We start from the raw sequence: 13,822 nt of genomic DNA, 5'->3' as shown, positions 1-13,822 counted from the left end.
CCCCCCCCCCCCCACCGCCCGCCATCACGGGTGCCGGATATCGCTCACCAGAGCCGACGCCACGGAAGCACCTGCCTTCTCGGGCGCGGATGGCACAGGCTTGACGCCATAGTCGGAGTTCAGCCCGCCGCTCGCACAAACGCGAACGCCGTTGCGCCGCCGATGATGACCAGCGTTCCCGTGAAAGCCCACCACAACCCATGCTCACGGTCGAGCAGCCCGGCTACGCCGAACAGAGTCCCGGGCACGCCCGCGACCACGCACACCAGAGCCGCGTCGAATGGGCCCGCGAACACCGGCAGGATCGAGCAGACCGCCCCCAGCACAACCACCCACCACGACCACTCCCGCCGCGATGTCGGCAAGTACAGGAGCAGGTTGAGCAGGTTCCCCATCAGCGGATCCCCATCGGATCGTCGAAATAGTCCTCGTCGGACTCGCCGGACTGGTCGGGCAGGGCCTCAGCGGCGATCGCGTCCCTGATCCGGGACATGCTGCGGATAGCCACCGAGGTCAGCGTCGGGTCATCGACCTGCCCGGTGATCACGGCTTCCCAGCTGAAGTCACCACGGTCCATCCGCTCTTGGAGCCGCTTCATGCCGGCGCCGAGAGCACCGGTCCGGGCGGCGTCGGCGAAGTCGCGCTCGTGCTGCGCCCGCGCCGGGTCGGCTGCCTGACGGTCAGCTTCGCGGCGGAGGTCGGCGCGTAGTTCGGTCACCGTTCGTTCATGTACCGATAGCACGCGTGCCAGGCGTCGCCCTCCCAAGTGGCGGCCAACGCCTCATTGACGTTGTTCAGGTTTTCCTGCACACCCGCGGACGCTTTGGCGAGGTTGTCCCACCCGTCGGCGATCGAACGCAACTCACCCCAATTGCCCGTCACGAGCATCTCGATCAGACTCTCCCCGAAGAAGAACTGCCAGATGTCCTCGATCATGCCCGCGTGACTGCGCACCTCGGAGATCTTGCGGTCCATGTCGCCCGCGTAGGACGGCGGCGGAACCAGGATCGCGGGAACGTCGACTGTGTCGACGAAACTTCCGGTCATGTCAGTGGATCCCCAGATCTATCTTGATCATGTTGAGTTCACTCAGGAGTTCGTCGATCAACTGCGCGTTCGCTTCGTCAGCAGCGACATACGCCGCCTTGCACGCCTCGACAGCCTGCGACACGATTGTGAGCTTTTCTCTCATTTGCCCGAGCACGACTATCTGCGTCTCGACCGTTTTGACATAGGCGCCCTCGAAATTGCTCGCGATCGGCGAAAATGCACCCGAACTCGGCCGAAGTCCTGCTCCGTACTCGGCCATGCGCCCGACATGGTTCGCATTACGCAGAATCGCTTCCTGCCCCAGATTCAGGTCGTTCGTTTTGCATGCGAATCCTTCACTCATAAGCGAAGCCTGGCAGGGTCGCGTTACTCCATTCGTCGGATCCCCAACAGTGAGACGCAACTCACAGTAGCCCACCGAGGGCACGGCGTAGCCGCCATCGCGCCGGCGAACCGAGTGAGCGCCCCGGCACGATTGTTAGGCTAGCCTAACTTCATTTGTCGCCTGACGGACGAGGGAACCATGACCAACCGCAGCAAGCCGCAGGAGCGGCGGTTCCTCACCGCCCAGGTCGTCGCGAGCAAGGAGCTCAGCCCGAACTTCGTGCGCGTCACCATCGGTGGGGAGTCGTTGCGGGACTTCACTCCCATGGGTTTCGACCAGTGGTTCCGGCTCTTTCTTCCGACGGAGAAGGGGCTGCGACTGCCGACCTGGACGAACGGCGCCTGGTTCGCGCAGTACATGCTCATGCCGAAGGACATCCGGCCGATCGGGCGCAACTACACCGTGCGCGCCCATCGCGAAGCGGGACTGTTCAGCGACGGGCCGGAGATCGACATCGACTTCGCTCTGCACGCGGACGAGTCCGGCAACCTCGGTGTCGCGTCAGCGTGGGCCAAGGCTGCCGCCCCGGGCGCCGAGTTGGGGATTCTCGACGAGGGCGTGACCTACCAGCCGACCCCGGGCGCTGAGTGGCAGTTGCTCGTGGGCGACGAGACCGCATTGCCCGCCATCATGGGCATCCTCGGCTCCGCCCCACGCGACCTGCGCGCCGCGGTGTACATCGAGATCCCGCACGCCGACGACGCGCAACTGATGGACGCGCCCGCGGGAGCGGAGATCCATTGGTTGGTGCGCAACGAGAACAGGGCGCTCGACGCTGTGCGGGCCGCCACGCTGCCGAGCGGACCGGGTTACGCGTTCGTCGCAGGCGGGCAGAAGCTCGCCGCGGGTGTGCGGCGGCACCTTGTCGGCGATCGGAAGATGCCCAAGGATTCCGTGACCTTCACCGGATACTGGCGCTGAGACGAAGATACGTCCGAAGCGCCGGGACCAGGACTCGGTCGGCGGGCAGCCAGGTGACCGCGTCCAGCGTTCCCTCGGTCAGCCACGCCAGCGCCTGGTGGTCATGCGGGTGCGGCTCTCCCGCATCGAGCGTGGCCCCGTAGATGCGCAGCACCAGGTCGTCGCGCAGCACCACGTCCGGGCCGACGGGGTCCGTCGGCGTGACGTCGATTCCCAACTCCTCCAAGCATTCCCGTCGCACCGCGTCCACATCGGACTCCCCTGGCTCAACCCGGCCGCCCGGCAGTTCCCACAGGCCCGCCGCCTCCGCCGGGTAAGACCGTTGCTGCGCAAGCAATCGACCGTCACGGACGATGGCCGCGCCCACAACCACCCGCGCCTCCGCCAACGCCGCCGCCTTCGCCCGCACTCGAGCAGCGACCCGCGACCACACGCGCGCCGTGGACGGAATCTCCAACGCGGGCGCGGGAAGCCCGCCCACCCGGACCGCGCGCAGGCCGTCCACACCGAGTTCCACGATCCGCATCCGCGACCACCCGATCCGGATCTCGTCACCCACCCCGACCAACCCCGCGCGCGACGGATCCAGCACGCCCTCCGCGCCGAACGCGGCTGACCGTGCCCTCATCGGGCGACCCGCCAGCTGACCTGGAAGCGGGCACCGCCCTCCGGGGACTCGCTCACCCGCACCGCTCCCCCGCGCCTGCGCACGACCTCCGCGACCAGGGCGAGCCCAAGGCCGGTGCCGCCGCCGCTGCGGGCGCGGTCGTCGTCGATTCGGTAGAAGCGGTCGAACACTCGGGTTCGGTGTTCCTCCGGAATGCCATGGCCGTCATCGTCCACCACGAGCCGGATCACCTTGCTGGCGACCAGAACGGTGACCGTCACCTGCGCCCGGGCGTGCCGCAGGGCGTTGCGGAGCAGGTTGTCCAACACCAAGTCCACTTCGGCCGGTGCGGCGAGCACCCAGCACGGCGTCGGCGGGACGTGCAGCTGGATGGCGGGACCGTCGCCGCGGCAGCGGGTGGCCGCGTCGGCGGCGGCGAGCGCCAGGTCGACCGGTTCGGCGGGCGGGACCTCGCCCGCGTCCGAGCGGGCCAGCGTCAGCAGGCCGTCGACCAGCGACGACAGCCGCTCCGCCTCGCGAACGACGTCGCTGAGGACCTCGTGGGACAGGTCGGGGTCGGGGTGGGTGACGGCGACCTCGGCCTGCACGCGGATCGACGCGACCGGGGAGCGCAGCTCGTGCGCGGCGTCGCCGGTGAAGCGGCGCAGGCGGTCCGTGGCCTCGTCGCGGCGGGCGAGCAGGGCGTTGAGAGCGCCCGCGAGGGAGCGTAGTTCGTCGTGAGCCTCGGGAATCGGGAGTCTGCGGCCCGGCCCGAGCCTGCCCGCGGCGCTGCGCATGCGTTCCACGGGGCGAAGTGACGACCGCACGGCGACCCACGTCGTCGCGGCCACCGCGGCGGCGACGATGAGGGCGGCGATCAGCAGCCACTTCAGGGCCCGGTGGTGGGCGGCTTCGTAGCCGACGATGGCGGTCCCCGCGACGACCAGCCGCTGGCTGCCATCCGGTGCGGTGGCGACGGTTCCGAGCCAGCGTGCGGGCGGTTTCTCGTCCTTGCGCAGCACCGGTGTGCCCGCTTTGAGGACCCGCACGTCCGCCGGAGCGAGGTTCACCGCGGGGCCGCCGTCGACGGGTGTCCCCGCCGTGTCCAGCACCCGGACCTGCATGTTGGCCGACGCCGCCGCGGGCTCGCCGACCTCGACCCGCGCGGTGGCCGCCGACAGCGACGCCGAGAGTTCGGTGTCGGCCGAGTCCACCAGCAGCGGGCCGATCATCTTGCTGCTCACCGCGGCCAGCCCCAGCAGCACCGCCAGCGTCACGACGGTGGTGACCGTGGTGACGCGGAACCGGATCGTCCGGCGGAGCCAGAGGCCGCGCGGGTCTCTCACCTGGGCCGGACCGGGTCGAGCACGTCGTCGATCTCGCTGGTGGAGGCCAGGTAGCCGTGGCCGCGCACGGTCCGCACGATGCCTTCGGCGCCCGCCGCGTCGAGTTTGCGGCGCAGGTAGCCGACGTAGACCTCGACGGCGTTACGGGTGGCGGCCTGCTCGTCGCCCCAGACCGCGCGCAGCAGGTCGTCCTTCGTGACGACCGCGCCCGCCCGTCCCGCCAGGACATCGAGGACGGCGAACTCGCGGGGGCTCAGCGCCACCGGCTCGCCCCGGAAGCGGACCTCGCGGCTGCCGCGGTCGATCTCCAGGTCGCCGAGGCGGACCTTGCGGCCGGACGCGTCCTCGGCGGTGCGCCGCAGCACCGCGCGCACCTGGGCGACCAGCACGACGAACGAGAACGGCTTGACCAGGTAGCCGTCGGCGCCGAGGTCGAGCCCGTCGGCCTGGTCGACCTCCCCGTCCTTGGCCGACACCAGCAGCACCGGGGTCCCGACGCCTTCGGCACGCAGCCGTTCCAGGACCCGGTAACCGGACAGGCCCGGAAGCATGATGTCGAGCAGGATGACGTCGAACGTCCCGGTGAGCGCGATCCGCAGCGCGCTGGGCCCGTCGGCGGCCACCACCACGTCCATGCCCTCGGCGGTGAGCCCGCGCTGCAGCGCCCGGCGCACGCCGAGCTCGTCGTCGACCACCAGAACCCGAGGTTTCACCCTGTCATCATGGCCGTCCCCGGCGGTTTCGCAGTGTCACTCTCAGCGGGTTCTCAGCGACCGACGCGCTCTCAGCGCCATCTCAGGTCGCCGGGTGCAGTCTCTGTGGTGCGGGAACACAACCCGAACCAGGGGAGAACAGCATGGACAGGAAGAGGACGGCGCTGACCGTCGCGGCCGCGGGGACGGCCACGGGGGTGGTCGGGCTGATCCTGCTCGCCACGCCCGCCGGTGCGGGCGAACAGCCGCCCGCGCTGCCGGAGATCAGCCCGGAGGCGCTGGTCGAGTCGGTCATCAAGACCGAGAAGATCCCGGCGATGTCGGGGGCGGTCGAGTTCACCAGCGACCTCGGCCTCCCGGTTCCGGGTCTGCCGCAGGCGCGTTCGGGTGGGGAGGCCGCGCACGTCTACACCGACGGCGAGGGCCGCGCGCGGGTTTCGGTCAGCCAGGGCGGTTCGGAGCGCACCATCGTGCACGACGGGACCACCACCTGGATCTGGAACTCGGCCGACCGGTCGGTGCAGAAGATGGTGGGCAGCGCGACTGAGGAGAAGACGGCTGAGCACAAGCTGGCCGACCCGTCGGCCGCGGCCCGCGAGTTCATCGCGCTGATGGGCAAGGACAGCACGATCACCGTCGACGGCACCGCACGTGTCGCCGACCGGCCGGTCTACCAGCTCGTCCTCACCCCGAAGCCGACCGAGCGCACGCTGCTGCGTGAGGTCCGGGTGGCGGTCGACTCGGAAACCCGGCTCCCGCTGCGGCTGGAGGTCCTGGCCAACGGGCAGGCCGAGCCCGCCCTGCGGGTCGGGTTCACCGACTTCGAAACCGGCGCGCAGGACGCGTCCTTGTTCACCTACACCCCGCCGGCGGGCGCGAAGGTGACCGAGTCGAAGCCGGGCGACCACAAGCCGTCCGAGGCTGAGATGAAGGAGCACCAGAACCTGTTCGAGAGCATCGACGGCAAGGCCGTGGGCGAGGGCTGGGACACCGTCCTGGTCGGCAAGGTGCCGGCGGGCCTGCTCAGTGGTGACGCCAAGTCGGGCGAGCGGGGCTCCACCGACCCGACGCAGCTGCTCAAGCAGTTCGGCAAGGAGGTCTCCGGACCGTTCGGCACCGGGTACGTCATCAGCTCCAAGGTCGGCACGCTCCTGGTGACGGCCGACGGCCGCGCCGCCCTTGGCGCCGTGCCGCAGCAGGTGCTCGTCGACGCCATCGGGGCGAAGTGACCCGCGAAACCGGGCTTGGGATGGTCGCGGCGAACGCCGCGGCCATCCCGCTCGCCGCCCGGACCCGGGGTCTGCGCAAGGTCTACCGCGGCACGGTCGCGGTGGACCACGTCGACCTCGACGTCCCGATGGGCGCGGTGTTGGGGATGCTCGGCCCCAACGGATCAGGCAAGACCACCACCATCCGCATGCTGCTCGGCCTGGTCATGCCGACGGCGGGCGAGGTCGAGTTGCTCGGCCACCGCCTGCCCGATGGCGCGGCGGCCGCGCTACCCGAGGTCGGCGCGCTCGTCGAGAGCCCCGGCTTCCACTCGTTCCTCTCCGGGCGGGAGAACCTGCTGCGGCTGGCGGCTGCCGAGCCGCACCTGCACAGCAGCCGGATTCCCGCCGCTGTCAGCGAATCGCTGGAACGGGTCGGGCTGACCGGCGCGGCGAACCGGCGCTACAAGGGGTATTCGCTCGGGATGAAGCAGCGCCTCGGCCTGGCCGCCGCGCTGCTGGTCCCCCGCCGCTTCGTCATCCTCGACGAGCCGACCAACGGGCTCGACCCGGCGGGCACCCGCGAGGTGCGGTCGGTCATCGCCGACCTGCACGCCGCGGGCACCACGGTGCTGGTGTCGTCGCACCTGCTGGCCGAGGTCGAGGCGACCTGTACGCACGTCGCCGTGCTCAACCAGGGCACGGTCGTCGCCCAGGGCGAGCTGGCGGAACTGCTCGACTCCGGCAACGCCGGTCTGCTGGTCACCACACCGGAGATCACCCTGGCCGTGGATGCCCTGCGCGACAACAGGATCCCGGCTCGGGCCGTGCCGGACGGTGTCCGCGCCGACCTGACGGCCACCACCGCGCCCGCCGTCGTGGAGACGCTGGTGCGCGCGGGTGTGCCGGTGCACGAGGTGCGCCGCGACCGCACCGGCCTGGAGGACCTGTTCGCCCGGCTGACCGAGGACGGCGCCGCGGCCGAGGACGCCGAGTTCGACTTGGCCCTCCCGATTCCGGAGGAAGCACGATGACCGCCATGACGCTCGGCGAGGTCCAGCGGCCCGACGCGCGGCGCGCCCCGCTGGGCAGGCTGCTGCGCTCGGAGCTGCGGATGGTCCTGCGCAGGCCGCGAACGCTGATCTTGGTCGGCCTGTTGGCCTTGGTCCCGATGATCGCCGGCGTCGGCATCTGGATCGCCGCCGACGCGGGCGCGAACAGCGGCAACTCGGTCGACGAGGGAATTGCCGGGCTGGTCGACGGCAACGGTCTGCTGCTGCCGGTGTTCGCGCTGATCATCGGCCTGAACATGTTGCTGCCGCTGACCGGCGCCATGTTGGCCGCCGACGCGCTGGCCGGTGAGGCGGCGAGCGGCACGATGCGGACGCTGCTGCTGGCTCCGGTGAGCAGGCCGCGGCTGCTGGCGCTCAAGGCGTTCGGTGTCGCCACCGTGACGCTGTTCGTGGTGGCCCTGATGGCGCTGACGGGGACGATCGCCGGAGTCATCCTGCTGGGTGGCGACGGGATGATGACCATGTCGGGCACGACGCTGCCGCTGGGGGAAGCCCTCGGGCGCATCCTGCTGACGGTGCTGCTGGTGACCGTGCAGGTGTGGGCTCTGGCCGCGGTCGCGCTGGCGGTGTCGGCGTGGACCGAGCACCCGCTGATCGTGGTCGTGGTCGCGCTGGGCGTGGTCATCCTGTCCGGGGTGCTGAGCGCGATCCCGGCGCTGGACTGGCTGGACCCGGTGCTGATGACCACGAGTTGGATGAGCATCCCCGAGGTGATCCGCGACCCGCTGCCGACGGGGACGCTGACCGAAGGCGTGCTGCGGGCGGGCTGCTACATCGTGATCGGCTACTCGCTGGCACTCTCGCGGATGCTCAGCCGCGACGGCTGAGCATGGCGACACCGTCGGGGTCGAGGACCAGCCGCACCCGGGCGCCGACCTCGGGTGCGTCCGCGATCCCGGCGACGGCATCCACCTGGCGGTCGCCGGTGTCGACGACCAGCCGCACGTGGTCGCGCCGGTGGACGCGGGCGGCGACGGTCGCCTCGGTCGGCCCGTCCCCCACCCGCAGGGCGGCGGGCCGCAAGCCCGCTGTCACCGGGCCATCGGGCGCCCAGGGGACTGGGACGGAGCCGAACTCGCAGGTCAGGATGCCGTTCTCGGCGGTGGCGTCGAGGAAGAGGTCGCAGCCGAGGAACCGTGCGGTGGCCTCGTCGACCGGGCGGCGCCACACCTCGTCGGGTTTGCCGACCTGCACGATCCGGCCGGCGCGCATGACGGCGACTCGGTCGGCGAGGGTGAAGGCCTCGTCGTGGTCGTGGGTGACGACGAGCGCGGTGCTGCCGGATTCCCTGAGGAGCCGCGCGAGATCGATGGCGAGTTGCTCGCGGAGCGCACGGTCCAAAGCGGACAGTGGTTCGTCGAGGAGGAGCAGCCTCGGGTGGGGCGCCAACGCGCGGGCGAGCGCGACCCGCTGCTGCTCACCGCCGGACAGCTCGGTGACCCGGCGGTTCCCGTAACCGCTGAGCCCCACCAACTCCAACATCTCGTCGACCCGCTCGAGCGTGGGATGTTGTCCGCGCATGCGAAGTCCGAATGAGACGTTGGCCGCGACGTCGCGGTGGGGGAAGAGTTGGCCGTCTTGGAAGACCAGGCCGAAGCCTCTGCGGTGGATGGGGACTCCGGCGAGGTCGTTGCCGTTCCAGGAGATCGTGCCCTTGGTCGGGCGCTCCAGGCCGGCGATCGCTCGCAGCAGGGTGGATTTGCCGCAGCCGGACGGGCCGAGCAGCGCCACCACCTCACCGTCGGCGATCTCCAGGTCCGCCCCCGACACCGCGAGAATGGGACCGTAGGCCACGTCGAGCAGGTCCACCTTGAGCATCAGAACTCCCCCACCGAACGCACTCGCAGGCGTTCCACCAGCAGCACCACCGCGACCGTCACCACCATGAGCATCGTGCAGGCCGCGTAGGCCATCTGGTTGTTCAGCTCCCCCGGGCGCGAGATCAACCGGCCGATCACCACCGGAAGCGTCGCCGAGTCCGGCCGCGCGAGGAAGCTCGTCGCGCCGAATTCGCCGAGGGCGACGACGAAGCCGAACGCGGCGGCGGCGAGCAAAGACCGGCCCGCCAACGGGATGTCGACTTCGCGCCACACCCGCGACGGGCTCGCGCCGAGGGAACCCGCAGCCTGCCGAAGGCGCGGGTCGACCGAGCGCAGGACCGGCAGGATCATCCGGATCACCAGTGGTGTCACCACGATGGCCTGCGCCAGCGGCACCAGCGCCGCCGACGTCCGCAGGTCTCCGGGCAGGGCGTCGAGGGTGATCAGGTAGCCGAAGCCGACGGTCACGGCGGACACCCCGAGCGGCAGCATCAGCGCCGTGTCGAGGCTGTCGACGAAACCGGGGTGGGCGCGGCTCCGCCCTAGCGACACCAACACGACCGACGCCGAAACACCAAGCACCAAGGCCAGCAGCGTCGCGTCCGTCGCCGCGCGCAGCGAGTTCAGCGCGGCGTCGATGCCGGAGATCTGCAGCGATCCGCGGAAACCCGTGCCGGACAGCGCGCGGTAGCCGTCCAGGCCCCAGCCGTCCGATGTGGACAGTGAGCGGAGGACGAGCGCGACGATCGGCACCATCAGCGACGCCACCACGGCATAGGCCGCGCCCGCCACCCACCACTCGCCGCCGCGGGGACGCCGGGTGGTTTCCGTGCGCGCCCGCAGCGCCATCGCGGTCTCCCGGCGGCGGCGCGCGAGGGCCGCGAGCACCAGGACCGAGACGACTGCGGTGATCTGGATCAGCGACAGCGCCGCGGCGCCGGACAGGTCGAGCAAGTCGACCGTCCGCAGGTAGATTTCCGTCTCCAGCGTTCGGTACCGGGCTCCGCCGAGCAGCAGCACCACACCGAAACTGGTGGCACAGAACAAGAAGACGATCGCGGCGGCCGACCCGATCGCGGGCCGCAGCGCGGGCAGGGTCACCGAGGTGAAAGCCCGCAGCGGCGACGCGCCGAGCGCGCGGGCGGCGTCCTCGGCCCGCCGGTCCAGGTGCGACCAGAGGCCGGCGACAGTCCGGGCGACCACGGCGACGTTGAAGAAAGCGTTGGCCAGCACGATCGACAGCACCCCGCCGTCGGGCATCAGCGACCGGAAAGCCAGCCCCACCACGACAGTCGGCAACACGAACGGGACCAGGATCGCGGCCCGCACCAGGGCTGCACCGGGCAAAGCGCAGCGGGCCAACAGGAACGCCACCGGCATCGCCGCGACCACCGCGACCACCGTGGACGCCGCCGCCTGGGCAACGGTGAACAGCACCACCGACCACGTGTCCGGCGAGCCGAGCACCCGACCCAAGCCGCTGGAACCGAGGCCGCGCTGGATGATCGCGGCCACGGGCCACAGGAAGAAGACCGCCAGAAAGCCCAACGGCACCAGCCCGAGCAGTGCCGGGCCGGTGCCGTCCGGCAGTCTCAGCCGCGAACGGCCGCGCGCCACTGTTCGATCCACCGCTCCCGGTTGGCCGCGATGTCCGCCGCGGGCAGCGTGCTCGCGTTCACCGCGGGCGGGGTCGCCGCCCACGCGGCGGGCAGCTCCACACCCTCACGGGTCGGGTACACGTACATCTTGTCCGGCACCTTGCTCTGGAAGTCCGCCGACAGCAGCAGATCCAGCACCTTGCGGGCGCCCTCGGTGTTCTTCGCGCCGGTCAGCACACCCGCGTACTCGACCTGCTTGAAGCAGGTGTCGAGCAGCGCGGCCGTGCGCGGCTTGCCCTTGTCGTCGAGCTCGGCCGACGGCGACGACGCGTAGGACACGACCAGCGGCCGCTTCCCCTTGCCCGACGAACCCGAGAACTCCTGGGTGTAGGCCTCTTCCCAGCCGCTGACGACCTTGACTCCGTTGGCCTTGAGGCGCGCCCAGTAGCTCTGGAAGTCCTTCTGACCGTACTGCGACACCGTCGCCAGCAGGAACGCCAGACCAGGCGAGGACGTCGCCGGGTCTTCGACGACCAGCAGGTCCTTGTACTTCGGGTCGGCCAGGTCCTCCAGCGAGGTCGGCGCGGGGACGTTCGCGGCGGCCAGCGCGGCCGGGTCGGCGTTGACGCACACGTCGCCGAAGTCGACCGCGGTGAGCCTGCCGGTGTCGTCGACGGCGTAGCGCTGCGGGCCCTTGTCGGCCTCGGGGCTGCGGTACTCGGCGAAGACACCCTCGTCGAGCGCGCGGGAGGCGAAGGTGTTGTCCACACCGAACGCCACGTCACCCAGCGGGCTGGCCTTGGTGAGCACCAGCTGGTTGGTCAGCGCGCCGGCGTCGCCGCTCTTGCGGACCTCGACGGTGATGCCGGTGTCGGCTTTGAACTTGTCGAACACGGCCTGGTCGTACTCGAACGAGTCATGGGTGACCAGGACGACCTTGCCGTCGGTGGCATCGGAGCCGAACAGCGAGCAGCTCGCGGTCATGGCCACGGACAACGCGACGGCGGTCAGGGTGAAGAGCCTGCGCATGGGTCTGTTTCCTCCTCGGGGCGTGGGCACGCCACGAGAACCTCCCTGCGCCGGCATGACCCGGATCAGGTGCGGACGGTCGAGGGCACGCCCCTCCTCTCAGTCCTGGGCGGCGCTTGCGGCGAACTCGCTTCCCGGGACTCCCGTGGCGGTGACGAGCGTACGCTGTTCCTTGAATCTGAGTGATTCTTCCTGCTTCACTGACCGTTGCTCCGGCGGGGCCGGAGTCTGACATGGTCTCCACAGGCGTTTCGTCTCTCCGGGGAACCGCCCGGTGAGAGGCTCGGTCACGCGGCATCGGCGAGCATGGCCGACAGGAGGTTGGCGGCGGCGTTGCGGTCCCGGTCATGGACCACGCCACACCCGCCACAGGTCCAGATCCGCTCGGCGAGGGTGAGCCCACCATGTTGCTGCCCGCACCCGGGAGCCGAGCAGGTTTTAGAGCTGGGGAACCAGCGGTCAGCTTTCCACAGCCGCGATCCGTACCAGTTGGTCTTGTAGTCGAGTTGCCGGGCAAACTCGCCCCACCCGGCGTCAGCGATCGCCCGGGCCAACCTGCGGTTGGATGTCATCCCGGTGATGTTGAGGGTTTCCACCGCGATGGCCGACTTGGTTCTCGCCAACCGTGTGGTGGTCTTGTGCAGAAAATCAGTGCGCCGGTTCGCGACCCGCAGGTGCACCCGGGCCACCTCAGCACGCCGTTTGGCCCGGTTCGCCGAACCCCGTTGGGACCGGGCCAACGCCTTGTTCGCCTTCCGCAACTTCCGTAGCCCGGCTTTGAGCGGCTTGGGGGCCCGGATCTCGGTGAGCGTGCCGTCGGTGTCGACGATGGTTGCGAAGGTGGTCAGACCGAGGTCGATCCCGCACGCCGGGGCATCCGGCGGGGCGGCGCGCCGCTGGTCGAGGTCGGCGCGGTCGACCTCGATCTGGAATGAGATCCACCAGCGCGCGGCCCGCTCCTTCACCGTCGCGCCCAACACCCGCGCGTCACTGGCCGCGAGCCGATCCACCAACCAGGACATGTCCTCCCGGGTGGCCACCTTCCCGACCCCGGGCAGCCGCACCGTGCGCGGGTCGACCGGTGTGGCGCGGTCGGCGTCGTAGCGGAACCGGCCACCGTGCTTGCGTCTGCGCCAGCACGGGAACCCGATCGTGCGGCCCTTGCGTTTGCCGGAGCGGCTATCGAAGAAGGCGCGGAATCCGGCCGCCCGGACCCGACACGCCTCCTTCGGCACCCGGGAGGACAACCCGGCCTCGACAAACCACGGGAACCGGTCGGGGTGCGCGGCACGCCACGCGGACTCCAACGCGGGCGCCGACCACGGCACCAAGGTCAACTCGCCTTCGGGTATTCCGTAGGTCTTCTCCGCCGCACGCTGATCAAGGGCGGCCTTCACCGTTTCCAACGCGAAGTTCTCCACCAACCGCGACAACCCCGCATGCTGCCCAAGCCGAATCCGCTGCTCCTCCGTCGGGGCCAACTCCACCCGAAACCCCTGCCTACTCACCACGCCCCCCTTGCGGCAACGCACAAACAAGGATCCCACCTGGTCATACCCCGATCGAACTGCGACCGACCATAGGACGACCCCACCCACGCTACGGACACCCACCGACGAAACCGCGACTCGACATACTCCCTGCCGGATCAACCCGAGCTGCGCGCACATCGGAACAATCAAGACGAGGATTGGCACGCATAACACCATTTGATCGCTAATTGACAATCCGACGGGTGCCAACCCCGGGTTGGGGCCACTATGGGGTCATGCCCCAACTGTTGAGCGAGCATGAGATCGGCGTGGCCCTCGGCACGCTGCCGGACTGGAAGCTGCGTGAAGGCGAACTGGTGCGGAAAGTCAAGCTGAGTGGGTTCTCGCAGGCCATCCAGGTCGTCAACCGGGTCGCCGAGGTCGCGGAGAACAACAACCACCACCCGGACATCGACATCCGGTGGGCCACCTTGACGTTCAGGTGCAGCACCCACGCCAAGGGCGGGATCACAGCGCTGGACGTGGGTCTGGCCGAGGAGATCGACGGGATCATCGACGCCATCACGGCCTGACCGCCCT

At 70.1% G+C, this 13,822-nt stretch carries 16 protein-coding genes; 5 read left to right on the top strand and 11 right to left on the bottom strand.

Annotated elements, in window-relative coordinates; translation table 11 throughout:
* Nucleotides 1-119: 119 nt before the first annotated feature.
* Genes ACRDSQ_RS15940 through ACRDSQ_RS15925 form a run of 4 tightly spaced genes read right to left on the bottom strand, consistent with a single transcriptional unit; the run spans nt 120 to nt 1,393 of the window.
* On the bottom strand, nt 120-395 hold the full coding sequence (locus tag ACRDSQ_RS15940; RefSeq protein WP_431421985.1) for a hypothetical protein: 276 nt from the start codon (nt 393-395) through the stop codon (nt 120-122).
* Nucleotides 395-718: a hypothetical protein gene (locus ACRDSQ_RS15935; RefSeq protein ID WP_431421983.1), complete on the bottom strand. Its 324-nt coding sequence runs from the start codon at nt 716-718 to the stop codon at nt 395-397. Before ACRDSQ_RS15935 ends, ACRDSQ_RS15940 begins: the two co-directional genes overlap by 1 nt.
* On the bottom strand, nt 715-1,047 hold the full coding sequence (locus ACRDSQ_RS15930) for a hypothetical protein (protein WP_431421982.1): 333 nt from the start codon (nt 1,045-1,047) through the stop codon (nt 715-717). Before ACRDSQ_RS15930 ends, ACRDSQ_RS15935 begins: the two co-directional genes overlap by 4 nt.
* 1 nt (nt 1,048) lies before the next feature.
* Nucleotides 1,049-1,393, bottom strand: coding sequence for a hypothetical protein (locus tag ACRDSQ_RS15925; protein WP_431421981.1), 345 nt, complete (start codon nt 1,391-1,393; stop codon nt 1,049-1,051).
* Nucleotides 1,394-1,573: 180 nt separating this feature from the next.
* Here ACRDSQ_RS15925 and ACRDSQ_RS15920 point away from each other — a divergent pair, with 180 nt between their 5' ends.
* Entirely contained in the window at nt 1,574-2,356 is a 783-nt protein-coding gene (locus tag ACRDSQ_RS15920) for a siderophore-interacting protein (protein ID WP_431421980.1), read from the top strand.
* Here ACRDSQ_RS15920 and ACRDSQ_RS15915 read toward each other — a convergent pair.
* From ACRDSQ_RS15915 to ACRDSQ_RS15905, 3 genes are read right to left on the bottom strand one after another with little or no spacing between them, the layout of a single operon-like run.
* Nucleotides 2,337-2,984, bottom strand: coding sequence for a (deoxy)nucleoside triphosphate pyrophosphohydrolase (locus ACRDSQ_RS15915; RefSeq protein ID WP_431421979.1), 648 nt, complete (start codon nt 2,982-2,984; stop codon nt 2,337-2,339). The two genes, ACRDSQ_RS15920 and ACRDSQ_RS15915, sit on opposite strands and share 20 nt — an antisense overlap.
* Nucleotides 2,981-4,309 (bottom strand): sensor histidine kinase, encoded by a 1,329-nt coding sequence (locus ACRDSQ_RS15910; protein WP_431421978.1) that lies wholly within the window; start codon nt 4,307-4,309, stop codon nt 2,981-2,983. Before ACRDSQ_RS15910 ends, ACRDSQ_RS15915 begins: the two co-directional genes overlap by 4 nt.
* A complete protein-coding gene (locus ACRDSQ_RS15905) occupies nt 4,306-5,022 on the bottom strand; it encodes a response regulator transcription factor (RefSeq protein WP_431421977.1) in 717 nt (238 codons plus the stop codon). Before ACRDSQ_RS15905 ends, ACRDSQ_RS15910 begins: the two co-directional genes overlap by 4 nt.
* A 143-nt stretch (nt 5,023-5,165) precedes the next feature.
* On the opposite strand from ACRDSQ_RS15905, the gene ACRDSQ_RS15900 reads away from it, so the two are divergent.
* The 3 genes from ACRDSQ_RS15900 to ACRDSQ_RS15890 are packed head-to-tail and all read left to right on the top strand — an operon-like array spanning nt 5,166 to nt 8,130.
* Nucleotides 5,166-6,251, top strand: coding sequence for a LolA family protein (locus ACRDSQ_RS15900; RefSeq protein WP_431421976.1), 1,086 nt, complete (start codon nt 5,166-5,168; stop codon nt 6,249-6,251).
* Between the two features lie 20 nt (nt 6,252-6,271).
* Nucleotides 6,272-7,264 carry an ABC transporter ATP-binding protein gene (locus tag ACRDSQ_RS15895; RefSeq protein ID WP_431421990.1) on the top strand — a complete coding sequence of 331 codons (993 nt, stop codon included), beginning with the start codon at nt 6,272-6,274 and terminating at the stop codon, nt 7,262-7,264.
* Entirely contained in the window at nt 7,261-8,130 is an 870-nt protein-coding gene (locus tag ACRDSQ_RS15890; RefSeq protein ID WP_431421974.1) for an ABC transporter permease subunit, read from the top strand. Before ACRDSQ_RS15895 ends, ACRDSQ_RS15890 begins: the two co-directional genes overlap by 4 nt.
* Here the strand turns inward: ACRDSQ_RS15890 and ACRDSQ_RS15885 are convergent.
* The 4 genes from ACRDSQ_RS15885 to ACRDSQ_RS15870 form a co-directional block, all read right to left on the bottom strand.
* Nucleotides 8,114-9,124 (bottom strand): ABC transporter ATP-binding protein, encoded by a 1,011-nt coding sequence (locus tag ACRDSQ_RS15885; protein WP_431421989.1) that lies wholly within the window; start codon nt 9,122-9,124, stop codon nt 8,114-8,116. The two genes, ACRDSQ_RS15890 and ACRDSQ_RS15885, sit on opposite strands and share 17 nt — an antisense overlap.
* Nucleotides 9,121-10,680, bottom strand: a complete 1,560-nt coding sequence (locus ACRDSQ_RS15880; protein WP_431421988.1) for an ABC transporter permease — start codon at nt 10,678-10,680, stop codon at nt 9,121-9,123. Before ACRDSQ_RS15880 ends, ACRDSQ_RS15885 begins: the two co-directional genes overlap by 4 nt.
* A 35-nt stretch (nt 10,681-10,715) precedes the next feature.
* Complete coding sequence (locus tag ACRDSQ_RS15875; protein ID WP_431421972.1) at nt 10,716-11,750, bottom strand: thiamine ABC transporter substrate-binding protein; 1,035 nt, start codon at nt 11,748-11,750, stop codon at nt 10,716-10,718.
* A gap of 287 nt (nt 11,751-12,037) precedes the next feature.
* Nucleotides 12,038-13,258: an RNA-guided endonuclease InsQ/TnpB family protein gene (locus ACRDSQ_RS15870; protein WP_431421970.1), complete on the bottom strand. Its 1,221-nt coding sequence runs from the start codon at nt 13,256-13,258 to the stop codon at nt 12,038-12,040.
* A 260-nt stretch (nt 13,259-13,518) separates the two neighbouring features.
* Between ACRDSQ_RS15870 and ACRDSQ_RS15865 the strand changes: the two genes are divergently transcribed.
* Complete coding sequence (locus tag ACRDSQ_RS15865) at nt 13,519-13,815, top strand: 4a-hydroxytetrahydrobiopterin dehydratase (protein WP_431421968.1); 297 nt, start codon at nt 13,519-13,521, stop codon at nt 13,813-13,815.
* The last annotated feature ends 7 nt before the right edge of the window (nt 13,816-13,822 follow it).

The organism is Actinokineospora sp. (assembly GCF_050699995.1).
Lineage (GTDB): Bacteria > Actinomycetota > Actinomycetes > Mycobacteriales > Pseudonocardiaceae > Actinokineospora.
The sequence above is the reverse complement of the archived record's forward strand: the minus strand, read 5'-3'. Positions and strand labels throughout refer to the sequence as shown.

Coding starts and splice junctions, on each gene's coding strand:
- ACRDSQ_RS15900 (WP_431421976.1), top strand. CDS start 5,166: ATGGACAGGAAGAGGACGGCGCTGACCGTCGCGGCCGCGGGGACGGCC.
- ACRDSQ_RS15925 (WP_431421981.1), bottom strand. CDS start 1,393: ATGAGTGAAGGATTCGCATGCAAAACGAACGACCTGAATCTGGGGCAG.
- ACRDSQ_RS15920 (WP_431421980.1), top strand. CDS start 1,574: ATGACCAACCGCAGCAAGCCGCAGGAGCGGCGGTTCCTCACCGCCCAG.
- ACRDSQ_RS15865 (WP_431421968.1), top strand. CDS start 13,519: ATGCCCCAACTGTTGAGCGAGCATGAGATCGGCGTGGCCCTCGGCACG.
- ACRDSQ_RS15930 (WP_431421982.1), bottom strand. CDS start 1,047: ATGACCGGAAGTTTCGTCGACACAGTCGACGTTCCCGCGATCCTGGTT.
- ACRDSQ_RS15890 (WP_431421974.1), top strand. CDS start 7,261: ATGACCGCCATGACGCTCGGCGAGGTCCAGCGGCCCGACGCGCGGCGC.
- ACRDSQ_RS15875 (WP_431421972.1), bottom strand. CDS start 11,750: ATGCGCAGGCTCTTCACCCTGACCGCCGTCGCGTTGTCCGTGGCCATG.
- ACRDSQ_RS15895 (WP_431421990.1), top strand. CDS start 6,272: ATGGTCGCGGCGAACGCCGCGGCCATCCCGCTCGCCGCCCGGACCCGG.
- ACRDSQ_RS15940 (WP_431421985.1), bottom strand. CDS start 395: ATGGGGAACCTGCTCAACCTGCTCCTGTACTTGCCGACATCGCGGCGG.
- ACRDSQ_RS15915 (WP_431421979.1), bottom strand. CDS start 2,984: ATGAGGGCACGGTCAGCCGCGTTCGGCGCGGAGGGCGTGCTGGATCCG.